This window comes from Leeuwenhoekiella palythoae (assembly GCF_020310025.1).
GTDB classification, from domain to species: domain Bacteria; phylum Bacteroidota; class Bacteroidia; order Flavobacteriales; family Flavobacteriaceae; genus Leeuwenhoekiella; species Leeuwenhoekiella palythoae.
Window position 1 is genome coordinate 3,759,342 of record NZ_CP084318.1, and the last position, 23,617, is coordinate 3,782,958.

20 protein-coding genes are annotated in these 23,617 nt (G+C 40.5%); 5 read left to right on the forward strand and 15 right to left on the reverse strand.

Annotation, left to right across the window (positions count from 1 at the left end; all coding sequences use genetic code 11):
• Nucleotides 1-280: 280 nt before the first annotated feature.
• Both LDL79_RS16090 and LDL79_RS16095 read right to left on the reverse strand, forming a co-directional pair.
• Entirely contained in the window at nucleotides 281-847 is a 567-nt protein-coding gene (locus LDL79_RS16090; protein WP_225598468.1) for a Crp/Fnr family transcriptional regulator, read from the reverse strand.
• Between the two features lie 125 nt (nucleotides 848-972).
• Nucleotides 973-2,523, reverse strand: a complete 1,551-nt coding sequence (locus LDL79_RS16095; protein ID WP_225598469.1) for an SDR family NAD(P)-dependent oxidoreductase — start codon at nucleotides 2,521-2,523, stop codon at nucleotides 973-975.
• A 179-nt stretch (nucleotides 2,524-2,702) separates the two neighbouring features.
• On the opposite strand from LDL79_RS16095, the gene treS reads away from it, so the two are divergent.
• From treS to LDL79_RS16110, 3 genes are all read left to right on the forward strand, one after another.
• A complete protein-coding gene (gene treS, locus LDL79_RS16100) occupies nucleotides 2,703-6,017 on the forward strand; it encodes a maltose alpha-D-glucosyltransferase (protein ID WP_225598470.1) in 3,315 nt (1,104 codons plus the stop codon).
• A gap of 5 nt (nucleotides 6,018-6,022) precedes the next feature.
• Nucleotides 6,023-6,679 (forward strand): DUF1801 domain-containing protein, encoded by a 657-nt coding sequence (locus LDL79_RS16105; protein WP_225598471.1) that lies wholly within the window; start codon nucleotides 6,023-6,025, stop codon nucleotides 6,677-6,679.
• A gap of 67 nt (nucleotides 6,680-6,746) precedes the next feature.
• On the forward strand, nucleotides 6,747-8,618 hold the full coding sequence (locus tag LDL79_RS16110) for a mechanosensitive ion channel domain-containing protein (RefSeq protein WP_225598472.1): 1,872 nt from the start codon (nucleotides 6,747-6,749) through the stop codon (nucleotides 8,616-8,618).
• Between the two features lie 31 nt (nucleotides 8,619-8,649).
• Here the strand turns inward: LDL79_RS16110 and LDL79_RS16115 are convergent, their stop codons facing one another.
• From LDL79_RS16115 to LDL79_RS16140, 6 genes are all read right to left on the reverse strand, one after another.
• Complete coding sequence (locus tag LDL79_RS16115) at nucleotides 8,650-9,414, reverse strand: helix-turn-helix domain-containing protein (RefSeq protein WP_225598473.1); 765 nt, start codon at nucleotides 9,412-9,414, stop codon at nucleotides 8,650-8,652.
• Nucleotides 9,415-9,482: 68 nt separating this feature from the next.
• Nucleotides 9,483-10,625 (reverse strand): MFS transporter, encoded by a 1,143-nt coding sequence (locus tag LDL79_RS16120; RefSeq protein ID WP_225598474.1) that lies wholly within the window; start codon nucleotides 10,623-10,625, stop codon nucleotides 9,483-9,485.
• Nucleotides 10,626-10,749: 124 nt separating this feature from the next.
• Nucleotides 10,750-11,601 carry a DMT family transporter gene (locus LDL79_RS16125; protein ID WP_225598475.1) on the reverse strand — a complete coding sequence of 284 codons (852 nt, stop codon included), beginning with the start codon at nucleotides 11,599-11,601 and terminating at the stop codon, nucleotides 10,750-10,752.
• A gap of 3 nt (nucleotides 11,602-11,604) precedes the next feature.
• Nucleotides 11,605-12,648, reverse strand: coding sequence for an MBL fold metallo-hydrolase (locus LDL79_RS16130; protein WP_225598476.1), 1,044 nt, complete (start codon nucleotides 12,646-12,648; stop codon nucleotides 11,605-11,607).
• 17 nt (nucleotides 12,649-12,665) lie between these two features.
• Nucleotides 12,666-13,235, reverse strand: a complete 570-nt coding sequence (locus LDL79_RS16135) for a PepSY-associated TM helix domain-containing protein (protein ID WP_225598477.1) — start codon at nucleotides 13,233-13,235, stop codon at nucleotides 12,666-12,668.
• Nucleotides 13,192-13,359: a hypothetical protein gene (locus LDL79_RS16140; protein ID WP_225599995.1), complete on the reverse strand. Its 168-nt coding sequence runs from the start codon at nucleotides 13,357-13,359 to the stop codon at nucleotides 13,192-13,194. The genes LDL79_RS16135 and LDL79_RS16140 overlap by 44 nt, the downstream gene beginning before the upstream one ends.
• A gap of 19 nt (nucleotides 13,360-13,378) precedes the next feature.
• On the opposite strand from LDL79_RS16140, the gene LDL79_RS16145 reads away from it, so the two are divergent.
• Nucleotides 13,379-13,960, forward strand: a complete 582-nt coding sequence (locus tag LDL79_RS16145; RefSeq protein WP_225598478.1) for a pseudouridine synthase — start codon at nucleotides 13,379-13,381, stop codon at nucleotides 13,958-13,960.
• 194 nt (nucleotides 13,961-14,154) lie between these two features.
• On the opposite strand, the gene LDL79_RS16150 is transcribed toward LDL79_RS16145, so the two are convergent.
• From LDL79_RS16150 to LDL79_RS16175, 6 genes are all read right to left on the reverse strand, one after another.
• Nucleotides 14,155-14,331 carry a hypothetical protein gene (locus tag LDL79_RS16150; RefSeq protein ID WP_225598479.1) on the reverse strand — a complete coding sequence of 59 codons (177 nt, stop codon included), beginning with the start codon at nucleotides 14,329-14,331 and terminating at the stop codon, nucleotides 14,155-14,157.
• Nucleotides 14,332-14,374: 43 nt separating this feature from the next.
• A complete protein-coding gene (locus LDL79_RS16155) occupies nucleotides 14,375-16,084 on the reverse strand; it encodes a GMC oxidoreductase (protein ID WP_225598480.1) in 1,710 nt (569 codons plus the stop codon).
• Nucleotides 16,081-16,650, reverse strand: a complete 570-nt coding sequence (locus LDL79_RS16160; protein WP_225598481.1) for a gluconate 2-dehydrogenase subunit 3 family protein — start codon at nucleotides 16,648-16,650, stop codon at nucleotides 16,081-16,083. The genes LDL79_RS16155 and LDL79_RS16160 overlap by 4 nt, the downstream gene beginning before the upstream one ends.
• A 293-nt stretch (nucleotides 16,651-16,943) precedes the next feature.
• A complete protein-coding gene (locus LDL79_RS16165) occupies nucleotides 16,944-18,293 on the reverse strand; it encodes a DEAD/DEAH box helicase (RefSeq protein ID WP_225598482.1) in 1,350 nt (449 codons plus the stop codon).
• A 79-nt stretch (nucleotides 18,294-18,372) separates the two neighbouring features.
• Nucleotides 18,373-19,410 (reverse strand): agmatine deiminase family protein, encoded by a 1,038-nt coding sequence (locus tag LDL79_RS16170; RefSeq protein ID WP_225598483.1) that lies wholly within the window; start codon nucleotides 19,408-19,410, stop codon nucleotides 18,373-18,375.
• A gap of 3 nt (nucleotides 19,411-19,413) precedes the next feature.
• Entirely contained in the window at nucleotides 19,414-20,301 is an 888-nt protein-coding gene (locus tag LDL79_RS16175; RefSeq protein ID WP_225598484.1) for a carbon-nitrogen hydrolase, read from the reverse strand.
• Between the two features lie 290 nt (nucleotides 20,302-20,591).
• Between LDL79_RS16175 and recQ the strand changes: the two genes are divergently transcribed.
• Nucleotides 20,592-22,706 (forward strand): DNA helicase RecQ, encoded by a 2,115-nt coding sequence (gene recQ / locus LDL79_RS16180; RefSeq protein WP_225598485.1) that lies wholly within the window; start codon nucleotides 20,592-20,594, stop codon nucleotides 22,704-22,706.
• Here recQ and LDL79_RS16185 read toward each other — a convergent pair whose 3' ends face one another.
• Nucleotides 22,707-23,381 (reverse strand): complement C1q domain-containing protein, encoded by a 675-nt coding sequence (locus tag LDL79_RS16185; RefSeq protein WP_225598486.1) that lies wholly within the window; start codon nucleotides 23,379-23,381, stop codon nucleotides 22,707-22,709. It lies immediately after the preceding gene.
• Between the last annotated feature and the right edge of the window lie 236 nt (nucleotides 23,382-23,617).

The window sequence follows — 23,617 nt, forward strand, 5'->3', positions numbered from 1 at the left end:
GATTAAGCAGACAAATCTTAAATAGTTTCTCATGGCTCTATGTGTTGAAGTAGCGACAATAAAAAAGCAGTTCTAACGAACTGCTTCTTACAATAAACAATTAGGTCTAGGGGACACCTAATTATAAAATTTAAAAATGAAGTGTACATTGGGGTGAAAAAGCCTCCTACATTCTTAACCAAAAAAAATCTCAATTATGAGCTGCAAATATCAACTCTCTGATTAATAATTGGTTTGACATTTATCAAATAATCATCCAATTAGAAATTTTGTGTATAAATTACAATTGTCCGCGGATTCTACTGAGTGTTTCTTGCGTTATTCCTAAAAACGAAGCAATGTACGCTAAGGGTACTTTTTGTATGATGTTGGGTTTTGTTTCCAGTAAATGTAAGTATCGCTCCTTGGCACTTTCAAAGAGTACGTGCTCCATACGGCGTTGAGAGAAAACCAGGGATTCTGCAAACATTTTAATCGCCAGTTGGCTCAGGTCACTTTGTATTTTACTCAGTTCCATATAGGCATCGCGATGTAAAAAGATCACTGTTGAATCTTCTAAAGTTTGAATCATCAACTTACTTGGAGTTTGGTGAAAATAGCTTTCTATAGAAAAGCAAAATTCTTTACTGGCAGCAAACCACTCTGTGATTTCTTTTCCGTTTTTATAATAAAACTGCCGGGCAAATCCGCTGTGTAAAAAGTAAATATGATTGCAAACACTCCCCTCTTGTAAAATAAAATCTCCTTTAGGGATATCTTTAATTGTTATCTGAGATTCTATGAGCGCTCTCGCCTCTTTTTGTAACGGATTAAAAGCATCGAGAATTTCTAAATAAGCGTCTATCATAAATACAAAGTTACAGCAAGGAAATATACAAATAGTCGAAATATAACGATGTAATTAAGTCGCTGGTTTTCGTATATTCAGAAAACCAGCGACTTAGATTCATTTATAGAAAAATCAACTTGTACTTACCAATCAATAGGAAAATAATCCTTTAAGAATTTCCCGCTCCAATGTTTACCCGTATTGATCCCATCAAATAAAGGATCAACCACCCGGGCTGCGCCGTCGACAATGTCAAGAGGTGGCTGAAAATCATGTTCTTCAACCTTTTTTTGCGCTAAGGCAACAGGATCTTCATCAGTAACCCAACCGGTATCTACTGCATTAATATAAATCCCATCTTTTGCGAGACTGCCGGCTGCGGTATGTGTGAGCATATTGAGTGCAGCTTTGGCCATATTGGTATGCGGGTGCCGGTCTTCTTTAAAAAAGCGATGAAATTTACCCTCCATCGCCGAAACATTAATAATATGCTTTTGACCCGTAGGCTCTTGCTTCATTAATTCTGAAAGACGGTTGCAAAGCACAAAAGGTGCAACAGAATTTACGAGTTGTACCTCCAGCATTTCGGTGGTTTCGATTTCTCCTAATTTTAAACGCCAGCTGTTTGTTTTACGTAAATCTACCTGCTGAAGATCTGCGTCTAGTTTTCCCTCAGGAAACACTTCAGCAGTTTGTAGCGAATTATCAAAACTATACGGAATCTGCGATAGTTTTGCCGAAGCTCTAATCCCGATTCCCGGCTCTGGTCCGTGCCAGGTCACCGGCATATTTTTAGTGCCACTGGCAGAAGTGCTCAAGGACTTCAATTCGTCTAAACAGCCTATGTGGTCAGACAATAGCGTTTTTACAACTTGCGGGAGTTCGCTTAAAGCAGTTTCTTCCTTAGCCATTAGATGCTGATAAAACCCGGCCGGTCTGCGTACGGTTTGCGCAGCGTTATTGATCAAAATATCCAGACGCTCATAGCGCTGCTCAATATAATTGCAAAAAATCTCCACACTGGGAATATGCCGCAAATCAAGACCGTGAATTTTTAAGCGGTCGGCCCAAACGTGATAATCCTCTTCTTTTGAAAATCGATAGGCAGAATCAACCGGAAAACGGGTCGTGGCGATTACGGTAGCTCCTGCGCGCAGTAACATCAAAGTAATGTGGTATCCGATTTTTAACCGTGAACCGGTAATAATCGCCACCCGTCCTGTAAGGTCTGCGGTCTGAAAGCGCTTTGCGTAATTAAAGTCACCACAGCTCGTGCACATCGTATCATAAAAGTGATGCAGTTTAGTAAACTCTGTTTTACACACATAACAATTACGTGCAGTTTGTAACTCGGGTGTTTGTAGCGTTTCAAGTTCTGCGGCTTGAAGTAATTTTGGCGCGGTAAATACCGAAGCTTCACGCGCACTGCGTATTCCTGTCACTTTTCTGGCCGCTCGATCTTTGGCGGCTTGTTTACGCTTCTGCGCTTTTTTAGCATCTTTTTTTCGTCTTGAAAATTCATCCCGATCAGGTCGAGATAATTTTCCGGAAGCTTTTAAGATTGCGATTCGATCTTCACGATCTAATTCAAATAAAAGATTAGTATCAGTATTAAACTGCTCTAAAACACGTAAACAAGTTTGTAAATCTTCTTGAGAGATCTCCCTGTTCACCGTGGATTCTGATGCATTCATGAATAAAAATTAATGGGCGAAAATTAGAGTAAAAAACAATGCTGTAACCTTATCACTCGCTATATTTTTAGGATTAATTATTATTTAACGAGGCATTTAAAAAGACTTCTTTAACTTTAACAATTTGGCACCTTCCCGCCAAGTGTAAATCTTTTAAAATCAAGCATAAATTCTAATCTATGGCCATCACTCCATTTATTGACGATCAACAAAACTGGTATAAAGACGCGATAATTTATGAACTGCACATCAAAGCTTTTTTTGATAGTAATGGCGATGGAATAGGTGATTTTGAAGGTTTGTTACAAAAGTTAGACTATCTGGAAGATTTGGGCGTGACGGCCATCTGGCTGCTGCCATTTTACCCTTCGCCCCTGCGTGATGATGGCTACGATATTGCAGATTATTACAGCATCAACCCGTCCTACGGCGAGATCGAGGATTTTAAACGGTTTATTGAGGAAGCCCACAAACGCGGACTTAAGGTAATTACCGAGTTGGTGATCAATCATACTTCAGACCAGCACGAGTGGTTTCAACGGGCGCGTAAAGCTCCTGCGGGATCCAAATACCGGGATTATTATGTATGGACCGACGATGTAGAAAAATACAAAGATGCCCGAATTATTTTCACAGATACAGAACCTTCTAATTGGACGTGGGATGCCGAAGCAGGCGCCTATTATTGGCATCGTTTTTTCTCTCATCAACCCGATTTGAATTTTGACAACCCTGATGTTCAGCAAGAAGTGTTTAATATTATGGATTACTGGTGCGAGTTGGGCGTTGATGGATTTCGGCTTGATGCGGTTCCTTATCTTTTTGAGCGCGATGGAACCAATTGCGAAAACCTGCCGGAAACACACGTTTTTCTAAAAAAACTACGGGCACACATCGACTCAAAATATGATCATAAATTACTTCTCGCCGAAGCAAATATGTGGCCGGAAGATTCTGCAGCCTATTTTGGTGATGGCGATGAGTGTCATATGAATTATCACTTCCCTATAATGCCACGTATGTTTATGGCGGTCAAGATGGAAGATCGTTACCCTATAATGGATATCATAGATCAAACTCCAGATATTCCCGAATCCTGCCAATGGGCGATCTTTTTGAGAAATCACGACGAACTCACGCTCGAAATGGTGACGGACGAAGAGCGCGATTACATGTATAAGGTTTATTCTAAAGATCCTAAGGCAAAAATTAATGTGGGCATCAGGCGTAGACTTGCTCCCCTACTCGATAACAATCGCAATAAAATTGAGCTGATGAATGTGCTGTTGTTCTCGCTTCCGGGAACACCGGTGCTGTATTACGGTGATGAGATAGGTATGGGAGACAACTTTTATTTGGGAGATCGCGATGGCGTGCGTACCCCAATGCAATGGACCGCCGACCGAAACGCCGGTTTCTCAATGGCTAATCCACAAAAGTTGTATTTACCAACGATTATAGACCCCCAATACCGGTCAGAATCGGTGAATGTAGAAGCCCAGCAAATGAATCCGTCTTCCTTGCTCTGGTGGATGAAGCGCGTGATGCATATGCGCAAAAGTTTTAAAGCTTTCGGGCGTGGAGATATTCAATTTTTATCGCCTTCTAATGCCAAAATTCTTGCTTTTACGCGTACCTATGAAGATGAAACTATTTTAGTTCTAGCCAATCTTTCGCGCTTCTCGCAGGCAGTAGAATTAGAATTGGAAGATTATATCGATTATATTCCTGTAGAAGTTTTCAGTCATAATAAATTCCCCAGAATAACCAATCGGCCTTATTTATTTACGCTGGCACCACACGGGTATTATTGGTTCGCATTGACGCATCGTGCGAGCGAAGCACAGGATGGTCCCTTGCCCCAAGTGAAGACTTCTTCTTGGGAAAGCTTGTTTGACGCTAAAAGTGTAAAGCTGCTAGAGCGTAAAATCTTGCCGGCGTACTTTAAAAGCAAATATTGGTTTGGTGATGCGAACAGAATCATTCAGTCGATGCAGGTTACCAATATGCTCGACCTTTCTGACAGCACTGTTTTGGTCAAGAATTTGATTGTGGAAGTTAACTTTAATGAAGGGCTCCCTGAAATCTATCAATTGCCTGTTTCCTTTATTGCCAACAGTCAGGAAAGTCTTATTGAAGCCATTCCGCATAAAGGGATTTTAGCCGAAATACAATTAGAAGATCGTGCCGGGTTACTCGTAGATGCGGTGTATGTAGCACCTTTTAGAGCGCAATTGTTCTATGGTTTGCAGGAAGGGAAAACGCTTAAATTTGGTAAAGAAAAACTTACGTTTAACCGCGGAAAGATCACTCCTGATGAGAAAATCAAGGATGTGAATTCCCGTATTATCGAATCGAAACAGAGCAACACTTCGATCATTTATGATCATCGTTACTTTTTAAAACTGTATCGCCGCCTGGATAATACCATCAACCCTGATGCAGAACTTGCGCAATACCTTACCGAAACGGTAAAATTTGCGAACACGCCTGATTATATGGGAAAACTCGTGTATCATACCGAAAAACGCAACGAGGCGGTTTTGGGAATGATGCAAGATCTTGTGACCAATGTGGGTACGGGCTGGGTAAATGCAAAAGACGCTGCCCACCGGTATATGGAACGTATAGAGACACAAGCGCAGGAACTTCAGCCGGATTATGACAAGACGCTACGTACACAACCTTTAGTTTTTGAAGCCTTACACGAACCGGAAAGCGAACTTATAGAAAGTTTATTTCCTGAACGTATAAGTTTATTAGGACGCCGCAGTGCCGAAATGCATCTGGCTCTTGCCAGCCATAAAGAGCTTAGCGGTTTTGAACACGAAGCATTCTCTTTGCACTATCAGCGTTCTTTGTATTCTTCGTTGCAGCGCGTGACTCGCGAAGCATTTGAGAATCTACGCCGTTCTATACCCAGTTTGCCGGCAACGATTCAAACAGAAGCAGAAGCTGTTTTACAGCGAAAAAATGAAGTGCTGGCGTGTTTTAAACGTGTTTTTAAACATAAGATCAATACGGTAAAGATCAGAACGCACGGCGATTTTCAACTGGGACAATTGTTATGGACAGGAAAAGATTTTGTGATCATTAATTTTGAAGGCGAACCTTCGCGTCCGTTTAGTGAGCGTCGTATTCTGCGCTCGGGCTTGCGTGATGTTGCGGCAATGATTCGCTCATTTCATTATGCGGCTTACAGTCCGTTGATGCAGCAAAATTATGCCGAAGAATATCGCGAGGAACATTTAGAGCAATGGGCAGAAGCTTGGTATTATTATGTGTCTCGTTTTTATCTGGACGGGTATAAATCTACACTTGAAGATACCGACTTGATTCCCGACAATGAACGGGATTATAGCGTGCTACTGGATACCTTTTTATTGGAAATAGCCGTGGGCGAACTCAATAGCGAACTCAACCACAGACCGTTATTTGCTCTAGTTGCGCTGCGCGGAATTCAAGCTGTTCTTGACGGTATTTCAACCGAATAACATATATGGATTCAAAAGCTGACATGTTTTTCAAGCAAGCCACAAGGTGGAATGAAGAATTGGCGTATTTGAGAAGTTTAGTGCTGGATTCAGAATTGAGCGAAACCTTTAAATGGCGCAATCCCTGCTATACTTATAAAAACACTAATGTTTTAATAATTAGCAGTTTTAAAGACTTTTGCGCTATCAGCTTTTTTAAAGGCGTACTGATCAACGATACTTATAATTTACTTGAAGCGCCGGGTGTTAATTCGCAATCTGTTAGATTATTACAGTTTTATTCGGTAGATGAAATAGTCAAGAAAAAGCAGTGCATTCAAGAGTATGTTCAACAGGCCATTTCTATAGAAGCTTCCGGTCAGAAAGTAGTTTTAAAGAAAACAGAAGCATTTGATTTTCCTGAAGAACTTCAGCAAAAATTTATAGAAGACCTCGAGTTTGAAAAGGCGTTTAAAGCATTAACTCCCGGCAGGCAGCGTGGTTACTTGTTATTTTTCGGCGGAGCCAAACAAGTTAAAACCCGCATAGGGCGTATTGAAAAATATACCTCCCGAATTTTATCTGGAAAAGGTATAAACGACTGTACCTGTGGTTTATCAAAACGGCTTCCCTCCTGCGATGGTTCGCATAAATACCTGAATTTAAAAAGGCCTCAGAATTAAAAGTTTGACTGATTGAGAAATATCATCAAATTAAGTACTTTTCAGACTTCATTTAAGAGGTTTACAAATGGTTTTTACACAGCGTTTCAGTTTTGTTCTTATTTTCTTTTTTACACTCGTCACTTCGGCGCAGACTGATAGTACCACCACAGTTGTGGATTCCGTTCCGGCTGTTACGACTGGTGATGATTTTGTAAAAAAACTAGCCGAATTAGAAAAACAGCGTTTTGCAGATTCTATACGTCGTGCCGATCTTGAAGCGCGCTTAGATGCAGTGAGCTCTACTAACAACAGAGAGCGGACGCAATTAGAAGCACAACTCAAGCAGTTTGAAACCAAAGAAAATGAACTTCTAGAAAAAAAACGTCTTCAAATAGAAAGCCTCAAAAAAACTACCAGAGGTTTTCCGGTTGCCGGTTTTGAAGAAGATTCGTTGTTTTTAATCTATAATCGATTAGGAAGTTTTTCGGCACAAGAACGCGCCAATGCGATCAGTTCGCGTATCAAGCGTCTCACCGAGACTCTAGAATTTTTCTCTGATTCGCTCAAAGTGAATGAAAACGAAGCAACTGTTGATGTAATTTATGGCAATCAAACCATCGCCAGTGTTACCGAAGTGGATGCTCTGTGGTTTGAAACCACGCCGCTGGCTTTAGCCACCTCGTACAAAGAGATCATTGCCGATGCGGTGACCGTTTATAAGGAAGAACACAGCCTGATCAATTTACTGAAAAGCATCGGTATGGCCCTGCTGGTGATCATCGTGATGGGATTGATCATAAAATACGTGTTGCGTTTATTTAGATGGACGGCTTTGAAAATTCAACGTCAAAAGCATAAGCGCTTAAAAGCGGTTACCGTTAAGAATTATACACTTTTAGATACCGAGCGTCAGGTACACGTATTACTCTTGATCAATCGCATATTAAAATGGGTTACGGTGCTGCTGGCTATTTATATCGCGCTACCGCTCATTTTTGGCTTTTTCCCACAAACGGAAGCCTTTGCGCATGAACTGTTAGGTTACATTATCAATCCCATAAAAGGGATTTTTCTCGCCATCTGGAATTATCTGCCAAACATCTTTGCGATCGTTGTCATCATTGTGGTATTTAGGCTATTGCTGAAATTTTTAAACTTTTTAAAAGTTGAGATCGCCGAAGGCCGCCTGACCTTTAACGGGTTTTATCCTGATTGGGCCAACCCAACCTATCAATTGGTACGTGTGCTAGTGATCGCTTTTGCCTTTGTGGTGATTTTTCCGTATTTACCCGGAAGCGAATCTCCCGTTTTTCAAGGGATCTCAGTGTTTTTAGGTTTCCTTTTCACCTTTGGTTCAGCGGGGTCACTATCTAACGTGATCGCAGGATTGGTGCTTACCTATATGCGCTTGTTTAAAATAGGTGATCGGGTGAAAATAGGTGAAATCGTAGGCGATGTGATCGAAAAATCTTCTTTGGTGACTCGAGTACGGACTCCCAAAAATGAGATCATTTCTATTCCTAATTCAACGGTGATGAGCAGTCACACCATCAATTACAGTAGTGATGCGCCGGAAAAAGGGTTGATCATTCATACCACTGTGACTATCGGTTATGATATTCCGTGGAAAGTGATGCACCAGACGCTTATTGATGCTGCATTACGCACAGATCTGGTTTTAAAAGATCCGCAACCTTTTGTGTTGCAAACCAGTTTAGAGGATTTTTATGTGGCCTATCAAATCAATGCCTATGTACGCGAAGCCAATAAACAAGCTTCCATCTACTCTAACCTGCATCAAAATATTCAAGATGTATGTAATGAAAATGGGATAGAGATTCTTTCGCCGCATTACCGTGCTGCCCGTGATGGCAATCAAAGCACGATTCCATCTGATTATTTACCTAAAGATTATGTGGCACCTAGTTTTAATGTGAAAACGCAAAGCAATTCTTAAAAGTCTGAATAACTAAAGAAAGGTTATAAGTCTAAGAATGTAGCTCTTTGTAGGTAGATGGGCTCTCCCCTACTTTATTTTTAAAGAATCGAGAAAAACTGCTTAATGAGTTAAATCCTAATTGAAACCCTATTTCTTGTATGGTGGCTTCACTACGTATCAAAAGCCGTTTAGCTTCGGTGATTTGACGCTGTTGAATGATTTGTTTTGCCGTGCGTTGAAGTTTTTCTTTTAAGATCTGATTCAAGCGTTTTTCACTGATCCCCAATTTAGTTGCATAAAAAATACTTTCCGTTTCTTGGAGGTAATGGGTTTCCATCAATTTTAAAAATTCATAAATGCGTTTTTGATCCAATTCCTGCGGTGCATAATGCGTTTTTTGAAAGCGAATTAACTGAAGCATTAACACCTTTAGAATTGTCTTTAGCACAATGTAAGAACACTTATCGTACGCATATTCCTCTTTTAAAAGAACAATTGAATGCTGTATCTGGTTAGATATCCATACATTATGATTTAAATCCAAACAGCGATTTCCATTAAAAAGCTGCATCACGTCGAGCGCATATTCCTGATCATCTTCTTCGATAAGTTCGCGCTCAAAATTGATCAACAAACCCTCGTTATATTCATAAGCCTCAGCAGCGAAAGCTTCGTTAAGTGGCTTTAAATATAATTTGGAAAATGATTGATCTGAAGTAAAATAAAAGCCAAACGAATTTTCAGAAAGTAATTTAGTGTCTTTATTCAAAGACTCTAGAAGCTGTATTTTCTGTTTCCAAACGGTAGTATGCATTTACAGGCATTTCCTGTAAAAATACTAAGATTAGCAGTACAAAGTCGAAATGCATCAAGCAGGCAGGTTTAGGTATTCAAAACTTTTTTAAATAGTATAAAGAGAATCACACAAACGAGTATACCAAATGAGGCAGCAACCCAATAAATTGTAATATAGTCTTTACTGATAAACGTTATAAATGTAGATAAAAACTGCCCGCCAAAAATACCCATCGAGTAACGGCCCAAATTCTTACCCCTTGTTTCAGGCGTACTTGCCTCTACGGTCATATGATTCAGTAACGGCACGGTGAGCCCAAAACCAATCCCTATAAAAATAGCAGCGAGTATAAGAAACGCGATTTGATGCGTAGCGGCAAAAACCACATACCCAAAACAAAAGAATAAAAATCCGATAGCGACCGTTTTGGCATCTCCAAATTTATTGACCACTTTAGGCATTTGGCTTGCTATAGCAATTGCCATTAGCGAAATGAACGCCATATAATACCCAATTATTGATTCTGAAAAATCAAATCTTTGATCTAAATACAGCGGAAGCGTCACAAACGATACAAAAAACAAAACCATCGCCGCTAAAGAAGCTGCACAGATCGCCCAGATGATTTTTTGAGAAGTTGGTTTGTGCTGAGTTTCTCTTGTTTGCTCGGCATCGGTTGGCGCGTTCTTAGGGATGGTGTTATAAAGCAGAAAAAGGCAAAACAGTGCAATTAAATAAATATAGAAAGGTGCTTGCCAGTGCCATTCGCCCAATATTCCTCCAATGGACAAAAACACCACCCCGCCCAATTCGATCGCCATTCCTTGCCAAGCGATTATTTTCATCCGTGTAGAACCTGAAAATAATTGAGCAATGAGTCCGGTTACTGAAACCTGAATGGCTACGGTAGCTGCCCCTAACAAAAAGCGATCGATCAGCAACAGGTATTGGTTGCCCAAATAAGCTCCGATCACCCCAAGAACTGCATATGGAATAAGACCAAGCGCCAACAGTTTAAATGGACCTAAAACATTGGTGAGTTTACCAATTAGGTGCGCAAAAACCAATACGCCCAATGCCGGTAACGTGATCAGCAAACTCGGCGGAAAATTAAAATCAGTTGCTTCAATAATTCCTGATAAAGCCGGTGCGATCGCGCTACCCACCATTATAGTCAAGCTGCTGATAAAAAGCAGCGTAAAGATACCAAGTTTAGAAAGTGTGTTCATACCGCAAAAGTGCGCTGCGGTTTTCAAAATCACTTGTCACTTTTGCTAAGATGCTATACATATTTAGAAATGTGAGATCTAGTGCAATAATGTATAACTAATCGCTGAAATCTGCTCAATCCAATTACGAAGCTTTCCGGTTGAGTTTAGAGATATAGAAACTACTGATCAAGATGAGCACACCGCCTACGTAGGTATTCCAGCTGAGTTCCTCGTTCAAAATGAAAAAACTCAAGAGTACTGCGCTTAACACTTCTAAATACATTAAAGAAGCGGCGGTAGTGGCATTGAGGTGTTTTAGTCCGAAAAAGAATAGTCCAAACTGCACGATCCCAATAAGAAGTCCGTAAAAAACGCCAATTCCCATATGGGTCAATGCAACATCCTTTAAACCGAATAAAAAGGGAATGAATAAAACCGCTCCTGCTAAATTTTGATAAAAAAGCAATTGGTTGCGGTTACAGTCTTGCGTTTGCCGCTTAAAGATCGAAACAAAAAAGGCATAACCTACCGCAGCAAGAATCGCAGCAAGCATTCCTATAAAATCCCGAGATTCAAAACTGAATTCTTTATCAGCATAGGTGAAAGCTATTCCGCCGAAGGCTAAAAGCATAAATAAAACTTGCTTCTTGCTAATGGGAGCTTTGTAAACCGTAGTTTCAATAATGGTAATGAACAGCGGATATATGTAAAACAGAACAATAGCATTACCTACGGAAGTATATACAAAAGCCAGCAGAAAAAAATAAGTACGCACCGCATTGATCACCGATGCCAATAAGAGCATTCTGGTACTGCCTTGTACTTTTAACTGCCTTGCTTTTAGCAATCCCGGAAGCAAAAACAATACAGGAACTCCCGCCCGAAACCAACCGATAGCACCGGTAGATAAACTGGGCATCGCTTTTATAAGAATCCCATTGAATCCGGCAATTAGCGCGGCAAGAATTACGGCATATATGGCTTTATTCTCCATAATTTAGGTGATGTCTTTCCACCAAGCATCAACTTGTGCCGGTTGATCGAGGTGCATTAACTGTCCTAGTTTTGGCAAGGTGTACTCTAAATGCTTTAGTTGGGCCGCTGCTGTAAAATCTTCCGCAGGTGCGGTCCACGAATGAAAAGCCAATTTGAATCCACCCCAATGATACGGTGTCGCTCGTTTTATTTGAGCATCAGAAGCGGCTTGTACCGCCTCATCGGGCAGCATATGTATCGCACGCCAGCGCTCGTTATATTGACCACATTCTACAAAACCCAGATCAAACGGACCCAAGCGCTCTCCTATTTCTTTAAAATGAGCGCCGTAACCGCCATCTCCCGTATGAAATAAAGCTGTTTTATCAGTTTTTAATACCCAACCGCCCCAGAGTGATTTGGCTCTATCGCGTAAGCCTCTTCCTGAAAAATGCCTGCTCGGTGTAAACGTAATCTCAATATCTGCAAACGTGTGGGAGTCCCACCAATCAAATTCGGTAATGGTATGTGGGGCGGCACCCCACGCCTCTAGGTGTCTGCCACAACCCAATGCAACATAGTAATTCTTGACTTTGGGAAGCAGTTTTTTTAAACTTGCATAATCCAGATGATCGTAGTGATCGTGTGTGAGTAACATCAAATCAATTTGCGGAAAATCATCAATCAATTGCAAAGTGTTTTCTGAAAAACGCGCACTTTTTGTGGGCGCAATTGGTGCTGCATCGGGACCAAGCATTGGGTCGATTAGAATGGTTTTTCCGGCCAAGCGGAGTAAATATACACCGTGCCCATACCAGATATATTTAAAGGAATCATCTGGCGCTAAAAATGCCGTTTTATCAAAAGCCTGAATGGGTAAATTTTGTTGAGGAATGGTGTTTCCTTTAGAGAAAAACATTTTCCAAAGCATACCGGGCATTTCCGCCAGGCCAATATCCATTGTGGTTTCTTCCAGATTTTGAAAACTACCCGACTTCCAATTAGGAGATTGGGCGTAGCGTTTTTTCAATTCAGGAGTGATTTTTCCGCCAAATTGTTTCAGCATAGTGAATTTTTAATCAATTAATTACGCCCTTTTCGCATACGCTTAGGACCATACCACAGCCAGAATCCGGTAATGGTAAACAATAGCAGAGCAATGCTCATCACTAGTGTATAAACCAATTTGATATAGCCGCCCGTTCCTAGATAATTATCGAGTATCGAACCATCGTGAATATTCTCGATCACGTCTGAGCGCCGCTTACCAATGTGCAAAACATTGCCGGTAGCGCCATCTAACTGTATTCCGTAGTAATGGCCGTCAAAGATAAATTTGACGATTCCTTTTTCATTCCTTACATCAATACGATCTAGTTTAGTTGACAAGTCTGCCGAAACAGAATCGTGTAAAACCTGTATCGCTTGCTCTTTTAAATCCTCTAGCGGAAGCCACTGTGTTAAATCGGTTGTTGTGCCTTTTTGGGTTTTTGGTAAGAGTAGATCTCCGCTGTTTTTCTTGATGCCCAGCAGTAATCCTGAAACCGAAATCACAAAAAAGAATACAAATAATAAAGCGCCCATAGCCCGGTAAACGCTTCTAAATTGTCTAAGTAGTTTGGCCTGCTGCTTGCGCTTGTGTTGTCCTGTCATAAAAAGCAGAAAAGAATCTGTATTGCGTTGAAGTAACCAAAAATAAGCTTTTAGAGCCTAAACCGCTTACATCTCCGGCTAAAGCTGTAACCTCAGATTCGTTGATATTTTTATACTTTCGCAAAGCTAAAAAAATAAGTCTCTTGGCCTCACCACAACATTTTCTCATATTTAAACCCTATGGCTACATCAGTCAGCTTAGCAGTAATGATTTACGCCAACGGCGGAAGAAAAAATTCCTAGCTGAACTTTACGATTGGCCAAAAGGAATAATGCCTATTGGACGGCTTGATGAAAAATCAGAAGGCTTATTACTCATGACAACCGATGGTGTTCTGAGCGATCACATCAACCGAAGCGGGATTGAAAAAGAATATTATGCTTTGGTAGACGGCGTGCCCACCGAAGCCCAACTAGATCAGTTGAGAGATGGAATAGAGATAGGCTTAGAGGGCAAAAAATATACTACAAAACCCTGCGAAGTACAAAAGCTAGTGGAAGTACCGGCGCTGCCTGACCGCAGAAAAAAAATAAGAGATTCTCGCCACGGACCAACCACTTGGTTGAGCATCACCATCACCGAAGGTAAGTTTAGACAGGTGCGCAAGATGACTTCTGCAATTGACTGCCCTACGCTAAGATTAGTACGGGTACGCGTGGGGAATTTAAAACTCAATACTATGCAACCGGGCGAAGTATTAGCTTGGGATGGTATGATCAACTAAATTAAATCGTTTTCTCCTTAAGAATAGCTTTTAATTGGATGCTTAGAATAACAAAAGCAGGAACCATAAATGCTTTAATTGCTATTTTTTCTGAAATAATATCGGTTAACGTTAACAGAATTCCAGCCAAAAGGATCAGAGTAACTAGTATTATTGCTATCTTATTTCTAGTCATTTCAATATTGTCTTATTTATTATGCTTTCTTTTTAAATAGTGAGGATACTGATAATTGTGTCCCTAAAATTAAAAAAGCAAGCACCATAAAAGCTTTGATTACCAACTCTGCTTCCATTACTCCAATAAAATAAAAAAGAATTCCTGATAGTAGTATTATATTACCTAAGCCGATGGCAATTTTCGTTTTGGTCATATCTATTATTTAAAATTATTCAGTATAAATGTATTAAAAGACGTTACAACCTCCCCGCTTTAATCTGCTTATCTGCGTAATCTACTGCACGAGCGGTTAGCGCCATATAGGTAATACTGGGATTTTGGGTGCCGCTACTGGTCATACACGCGCCATCAGTAACAAAAACATTAGGAACTGCGTGTATTTGATTCCATTTGTTGAGTACGCTGGTTTTAGGATCACTACCCATTCGGGCGGTACCCATCTCGTGAATACACGCGCCGGGAGCAGTAAGATCATTGTAGCTCCATATATTTTCAACACCGGCAGCTTCAAGCATTTCAACGGCACATTGCACGCCATCCTCACGTAGTTTCATCTCGTTATCACGCAATTTGGCATCAAATGTAATGATGGGCATTCCGTGTTGATCCCGCTTTTCAAAATCTAAAAACATTCGGTTTTCGTGATAAGGCAACATTTCTCCAAAACACGCCACCGAAACATTATACGGCCCCGGTTTAAAGATGGTTTCTTTAAGCTCCACTCCTATTGTTTCTTCCGGTACATGTGCTCCGCGAGAAATATTTCCTTGGTATCCAAAGCCTCTCAGGTAATCCGCGCGTTTTGTTTCATCATCAATATTTCTAAACCGAGGAATGTAAAATCCGTTGGCTTTGCGGCCTTGATAGTACACCTCTTCAAAACCGGGATAGGTACCGCCGGCTCCCATTCCGTAGTGATGATCCATTAAATTATGGCCTAGTTCACCGCTATCGTTCCCCATTCCGTTAGGGAAACGTTCAGACCTGCTGTTTAATAATAAGGCTGTAGTACCTACCGTGCTTGCATTACAAAAGATAATACGCGCTGTAAATACCGTTTCTTCTCCGGTATTGGCATCAATCACACGCACACCGGTAGCTTTTTGCGTTTTTGGATCGTAACAAACTTCAGCAGCGATACTAAAGGGCCGTACAGTAAGATTACCGGTTTCGCGAGCAACGGGTAATGTCGCAGACTGACTGCTGAAATACGCTCCAAAAGGACAACCCCGCCAACAGCGGTTACGGGTTTGACACTGGCCGCGTGTTCCCAAATGCACCTCGGGGTCGTACTCAGATAAGTTGGCAATACGCCCCGGAGTCACCACTCGTTCCGGATATTTAGCGTTTACCTTTTCTCTAAAATCCTGTTCGGCACAATTGAGTTCAAAAGGCTTTAAAAATTTTCCATCCGGCACTTGTTTCAAACCTTCGGCTTGGCCACTCACCCCAACAAAAGTTTCTACCTGATCATACCAAGGTTCAATATCAGCATAGCGTATAGGCCAGTCTATCGCAATGCCTTCCTTTTTATTGGCTTCAAAATCAATATCGCTCCAGCGGTAACAATGCCGGCCCCACATAATTGAACGCCCACCAACGTGATGCCCGCGAATCCAGTCGAAGCGGGAAAGTTCCTCATACGGGTATTCATCATCTTTGTTAATAAACGGCTTATTATCTTGATTAACCCACCAGCTTAAGCGATTCTGTTTAGGATAGTGCGCATCTATTTCCTTTTTAGGAACGCGCCCATTGTACGGCAAATCCCAGTTATCGTCATTCGCCGTTTCATAATCGCTTATATGTTCCACATCCCGACCGCGCTCAAGCACTAGCGTTTTATAGCCTTTTTTACAAAGTTCCATTGCTGCGTAGCCACCACTGATTCCGGAGCCTACTACAATAGCGTCATATTGGGTGTTCATAGTATCTTCTGTTTTCATATTGCCCAGGCTTTTCCGTTAAGTTCTTCAAGAGGTACACACGGTAAAAAAGGTCCCGGCACCGGTAAATAATTCAAATGATTTTTAGCGATCGTTTCAGTATTTAAATAATAATTAACTGATTGATTTTTAATTGCTAAAAGTCCGCTACGTGCAGCATTAGTTGAATCTTCCCTTGAGTTGATAAGCTCTTGAATATGAGCCGTTTGCTCCTCAGGATCTAAGTAAACAAAAGACTGGCCGTCTATGGTATTGAGGTAATCTTTTAAAGCCGAAAATTGCATTGAGAAATTGGCCTGATCTGTTTCCGAATATAGTCCGGCGATCATATGATCTAGCATTTGCGGAACCCCTACTTCTGATGCCGAAGGACTATCAGTCGCCGGAATTAAAGTATCTATAACCGCAACCAAAAAGGGCAAATCGTTCTCATTGAAGAATTCTGGATCGAATTCTGGCGCTTTTGGTTCTGCTTTGCACCCGGAAAGCAAGCCGCTAACGAGCGGCGAAACAAAAACTGCTCCTGTGCCCAGCGTAAGCAGTTTAATGGTATTTCTACGTTTCATACTTCTATTGTAACTACCTCGTAGCTAAACTCAAGGCATTTGTTTCGAGCAAATTATAAATTTCAGGGGAAGCTTCAGTTGATTAACCGATTAGCCCACCAATTCATTAAAAATGCATTTAAAGTTTAAAAAGTACGAAATTTTATAACACTATTTTTACAGAATTATTAAAATAAATCACTTCCGTAAAAGTCTTTGACGTGTTTGTAAAGAATATCTTTTTGATACTGAAATAAGTTTATAACGCTTCCTGACCAGCGAAAGCGTTACAATGCCAACTGTAGAACCTCTAGCTATTTACGCTTATTTCTTCGGTTGTAGTTTTTGTCTCCACGTGTCTTCGGTTTTTTATATTTCTTGGCAATTTCTCGTTTGTACTTTCCGCCAAGATTTACCTTTTTATTTTTTTCCTTTTTCTCGTGAAAACTAGCGCCACGGGTGTCGTCCCGTTTTGTAGGATTGTTGATTTCAACATAATTGGGCTCTTCTTCGGGAATCAGACGTTTCGATACTTCTAAGCCTTCCGGAAGATCTACCTGCGCGATACTTTTGTTCATCAAGGCTTCAATAGCCTCTTTACGCTCCAGCTCATCTGGCGTACCTATTAAGTAGCTTTTACCGGTAGTTCCTGCCCTACCGGTACGACCTATACGGTGCATGTAGTTTTCGGCAAAACGCGGTACATCTACGTTAAATACGTGAGTTACTTCATCAAGATCCAGACCGCGTGCCATCACGTCTGTAGTGATCAAAATGCGATACGTGCCGTCGTCAAATTGCTCTATAGCGTTGATACGGTAGTTTTGTGTTTTATTAGCGTGAATCACGCCTACTTCGTTTCCAAAAACTTCTTCAAGCACTTTAAAAAGTCGGTCTGCTAGTTTTTTATTTGAAACAAATACCAGCGTTTTTTTGAATTCGTTTTTATCTTTCAGTAAAACACTTAGCAGATTTGCTTTAGTATAAAAATTGGGTACTTCATAATAATGCTGCTCAATAGCATCAAGCGGAGTACCGCTCAGTGCCACTTGAATGCGTTCCGGACTGGTAAAAAAAGTGTCCATCAACTCGTCTACTTCATCAGTCATCGTTGCCGAAAACATGATGTTTTGCCGTTTAGCCGGAAGTAAATCAAAAATATTCACCAGTTGAAAACGGAAACCAAGATCCAGTAGTACATCTACTTCATCAATGATCAATTGTTTTACAGATTTTAACTGAAGCGCTCTACTTAGTGCCAAATCATACAACCGTCCCGGAGTACCTACGAGAATATCGCAACCTTGTAATACCGCCTCTTTTTGCGTATTGATATTGGTTCCACCATACACCCCTACAACTCTGATGGAGCTGTATTTACCATAGGCTTTCACCTGTTCTGTAACTTGTAAAACGAGTTCGCGGGTGGGTACTATAATTAAAACACGCGGATTGATTTGCTTTGAGAATTTTAAATTTTCTAATACCGGAAGCATATATGCAAAGGTTTTTCCGGTACCGGTCTGAGCAATCCCAACTACATCGCGTCCTGATTTGACTACAGAAAACGCTTGTTCTTGAATAGGTGTTGGAGTAGAAAAACCCAGGTCTTCAATTGCATAACGCAATTGCTTATTTATTTTAAAATCTTCAAAAGAGGCCATAATAAGTATTTTAGCAACAATGCTGTTGCTTTAACCGCTGCAAATGTACGGTTTTAAACGGCTTCTATTCTATACCTATTTAAGAAGGAATTTGCTGACTTAAACAATGCAAAGTACCTAAGCCCCAAACCAGATCAAGAGCACAAATACCTACGACGCTGCGTGTTGGAAAAAGATCAGACAAGGTCTGTAAAGCCACACAGTCCTTAGGATCATTAAAAGTGGGCATCAAAATCGTTTTGTTGAGAATTAGAAAATTAGCATAACTCGCCGGAAGCCTCAGGTCTTCATAGTCAATGCGCTTGGGCATAGGCAAGGTCACGACTTTAGGGCTGCTGCCATCTTCTAATTTAGCCAATTCTAAACGGGCTAAATTATCTTGCAAGGCAGCATAATTAGGATCTGTTTTATCAGTTTCTACTACTGTAACAATGGTCTTTGCATCTACAAAGCGACAGAGATCATCTATATGCCCATGAGTGTCATCACCTGCGATGCCATTGCCTAGCCAAATTGTATTTGTAACCCCAAAATACTGCTTAAAAATGCTCTCGTAATCTTCTTTAGTAAATCCCGGATTGCGTACTTGAATTTTAGGATCTAATAAACACTCTTCAGAAGTGAGTAAAGTTCCTTTACCATTTACATCAATAGCGCCACCCTCAAGAATTACTGGCTCCCCATTATACATAATCTGCTGCAATGGAATTCCTAAAAAATCAGCCATACGTTTGGGTACTTGTTTGTCTAAACGGTAATTGCCATATTTTGCCCATCCGTTAAAATTAAAATTTAGCGCCTCCCGCGCTCCATTATTTTTAACGATGATCGGGCCTGAGTCACGCATCCAGCTGCGATTCGTTTTCTGTAAGATAAACGTGATTTTGCTCATATTGGCGTGTGCCGCCTCAAGCATTGTGATCACTTTTTCCTTTATACTTTCCCGCCCGATGAGTAGAAAAACTGTTTCGGTCTCTGCGATCTTTTTTATGAAATCAATAAAAACAAATTGAATTGCCTGGTATTTACCGGGCCAGTCGTTTCCGTTACTGGGAAAACATAATAAAATCCCCTGTTGCTTCTCCCATTCTGCAGGTAAACGTCTGTTGTTTTTCATAAATTAATCTAGTGCGCGTTTGGTTATTTCTCCGTAAAAATCAATGCGACGGTCTCTAAAAAATGGCCAATTCTGGCGTACATTTTCTTGAAGATCAAGGTCGATTTCTGCGAGAAGTATTTCTTCTTGATCTGCTGAAGCCTGAGCTAAAATTTCCCCTTGCGGACCACAGATAAAGCTTTGTCCCCAAAATTCGATGCCGTTAGTATCAGGCACATACTGTTCTAGTCCTATGCGGTTTGCTGCAGCTACATATACTCCATTGGCCACCGCGTGCCCTTTCATGACATTCATCCAAGCGCCGTGCTGATTTACACCAAATTCTTCCTTTTCCTGTGGATGCCAGCCAATCGCAGTCGGGTAAAACAAAACTTCAGCGCCTTGTAACGCGGTGAGACGGGCTGCTTCAGGATACCACTGATCCCAGCAAATCAAAGTACCTAGATTAGCCTTTTGCGTTTTGATCGTTTTAAAACCAAGATCTCCCGGAGTGAAATAAAACTTTTCATAAAAATGAGGATCGTCTGGAATATGCATTTTGCGGTAAAGGCCGGCTTCGCTCCCATCGGTGTCGATGATGTAAGCACTGTTGTGGTAGATGCCGCTCATACGTTTTTCAAAAAACGGAACAATGATCACGACTCCTAATTGTTTAGCCAGCGCACTGAATTCAGTAAAAGACACATCATAAAGCGGTTCGGCATATTTAAAATTGTCAACATCCTCATCCTGACAGAAATAATGACTGCTGTACAGTTCAGGCAAACAAATGATCTCAGCTCCCTTTTCAGCAGCATCTGCAACCCACTTTTTACACTTTTCCAAATTATTTTGGGGTGTATTATTTAAGGCCAATTGAAGGACCGCAATGGTATATTTTCTCGCTTTCATGTAGAACAATTTTAGTAATAAATTTGAAGCCAAAGCCCGTGAGCATTAGCTTTTATAAAGGTTAAATTTAAGAATTATGCAATTGTCAATTTTAGTTTAATAATTTGAGTTTAGCGTAAAAATGCGATATTGATTTTACGGTTTTTGTAAACTGTAAAGCCTCTTGATTGATTCCGTTTAGATTAAAAAAGCAAAGCGACTGAGGTCTGCCTAAAAATTCCGTTTTTTGCAATAAACTACTTCGGGTTTATCCGCAGGGATTGAATCTCGATTATTGAGAAAAAGAAGTTATGAGCGTATCAGTAGATCAAAATACATTGCTTACCACACTAAAAACCTACTTTGGGTACGATAGTTTTAGAAATCAGCAAAGTAAGATCATTGAGACGGTGCTTGGTGGAGATGATGCGATCGTGATTATGCCAACCGGCGGAGGAAAATCTATATGCTACCAACTTCCTGCTGTTCTTTTTGACGGCCTAACAGTTGTAATTTCACCTTTGATCGCGCTGATGAAAGATCAGGTTGATGGATTGAAAGCTAACGGGATCGCCGCTGATTTTTACAACAGCAGCCAGAGCGCTGAAGACCAACAAAAGATTCTAGATCAAGTTGCTAACCGTGAATTAAAATTGCTCTACGTTGCGCCCGAAAGTTTAGCAGGCCTTAACCCTATTTTAAACAAAACCTACATCAGTTGTATTGCAATCGATGAGGCGCATTGCATTTCTTCTTGGGGTCACGATTTCAGACCTTCTTATCAGCAGTTGGGATTTCTGAAAAAGTCTTTACCACAAATTTCTATGATCGCGCTTACGGCGACTGCAGACAAAGCGACCCGCGAGGATATCGCAAATCAATTAAACATCTCTGAGGCGCAACAATTCATCAGTTCGTTTGACCGAAAAAACATCACGTTAGAAGTCCGCTCAGCAGACAAACGCTTAAACCAGATCAAGAGTTTTCTAGAAAAGCGCCCAGACACTAGCGGGATTATTTATTGCTTGAGCCGAAAAACAACCGAGAGTGTTTCAGAATCTTTAAAGGCAGAGGGTATAGCGGCAACTTGTTATCACGCTGGTTTAAGCTTTGAAGAGCGCAATAAAGTGCAGGAAGATTTTATTTATGATAAAACCCAAGTAGTTTGTGCTACAGTCGCTTTTGGGATGGGAATTGATAAATCTAATGTGCGCTGGGTGATTCATTATAATATGCCTAAAAATCTGGAAGGGTATTATCAGGAAATTGGACGTGCGGGACGAGACGGACTAAAATCGCACGCACTGCTTTTTCACAGTTATGCTGATGTGTTGCAACTGCGACGTTTTACGCAAGGCGCCGGAAATGAAGAAGTGCAAAACGCGAAGCTTGACCGTATGAAGCAATATGCCGAAGCAACCACGTGCAGGCGTAAGATCTTACTGAGTTATTTTGGCGAATTTTTGGCCGAGGATTGTGGCAACTGTGATGTATGTAAAAATCCGCCGCAGTTTTTTGATGGAACCATTTTAGCTCAAAAAGCACTTTCTACGATCGCACGTGTAAAAGGTAGTGAACCTATTGGTGTGATCATAGATATTTTGAGAGGAGCTAAAAATGCACATATTCTAGATCATCAATTAGATCAAGTAAGCACCTACGGGATCGGAAAAGATGTTTCTTGGAAAGACTGGCAGCATTATGTGTTACAACTCATCAATCAAGGCTATTGTGAGATTGCTTTTCATCTAAGAAACAACCTACATCTGACCGAATCCAGTAAAGAAATTTTATTCCATGGAAAAAAAGTACGCCTGACTTCACCTACCGAAGTATTGCAAAAGGAACCTATTGAGGCTAAAAAGCCTAAAATCAAAAAAGGTAATGAGCTGTTTGAAAAACTGCGTGCTCTACGAGCCGAAATTGCCAAAGAAGAAGAGATTCCTGCTTATTTAGTATTCAGCGATAAAACGCTAAAAGAACTAGAGCAAGTACGACCGGTCACAGAAATGGAATTTCTTGAAATTAGTGGTGTGGGGCAACGCAAGCTTGAAGTATATGGAGATGCTTTTATCAAAGCAATTATAGATTTTCAGAAAAATAAGATCAAGAAAAAAGGAAGCAAAAGTGCCACACATCAGGTAACCTATGAACTCCTAAAAGAAGGTTTAAGTGTGGAAGCCATAGCGGCTAAAAGAGATTTAAAGGATACTACGGTATATTCACATTTAGCCAAATTAGCGCAAGACGGTGCTGATCTTAATTTATATAACTATGTAAGTCAAACAGAAGTTGCTCAAATAAAAACCGCTCGACAAGAACTAGGACATCCAGAAGGTCTAAAGCCTTATTTTGAGCATTTTGAAGAAAAGATTCCTTACTATAAAATTCGTTTAGCCCTTACCTTGATTGAAATGGAGGGATAGCTAACGCACTTGTTCGATGGTAAAATAATTATCGTATGCATTAGCACTGAGGTTTATTACGCCTATAGATAAACCATTATAAGAATAAAAGGCGATTTGATCTCCAGCTTCAAGTTCCAATATTGTAGAAATAGTTCTAGGGACAGCACTGAGTCCTGTATAATTGGTTTCTGCGGCTGTGTTAAATGAACCTACCCCTCCCTTTCGTATTTTCAATCGCAAACCAAACAAAACAAGTCCGGAAATTGTAGATGAAGATAGAATTTGACTCGTAATTCGATAAATTCCGCTATTTTCAATTGTAATATATCCTGAGGAAGAGTTGTACTCTCCTTTAATGTCGAATTCTGTATTGTCAAACTTTATTAAACTTTCTCCAATTGTTATACTTAACAAAGATGATGCACTGGATGAAATATTTGCCTTAACTAATGATTTATCCATATTGGCAAGTAAGGTACTTGTAGCGATGCGGTGAACCACACCTCTTCCATCCAAAACGACTAAAGAATCTTTTGCTGCATCATTACTACCGTCATTATAATTGCGTATTCGCAATCCGCCATTGACATCTAGCATCACATCAGGATGTGGGTCTGTAGTTCCTATTCCCACCTGTGAATGGGCAATAAAACATGTAAGAAGAAGAGAGAAGAAAAGTAGAATTTTGGGCATAATCTATATTGGATGATTGTTACCCTAATTTCTTTAATAACAAGATGAAATACAAGCAAATACGCTTAACTGCGCATTATTTACATTTCTTTGATTTCCTAAATCCTTTAACTAAATATTAATACTTGTACTAAGCACCTATATTTTTTAGTAATAACTTGAGTTCAAAAATATTTTAGAAAGAAATATTACAAATTTCACTTGTAAAATACTAAATATCAATCGATTTAGTTGTT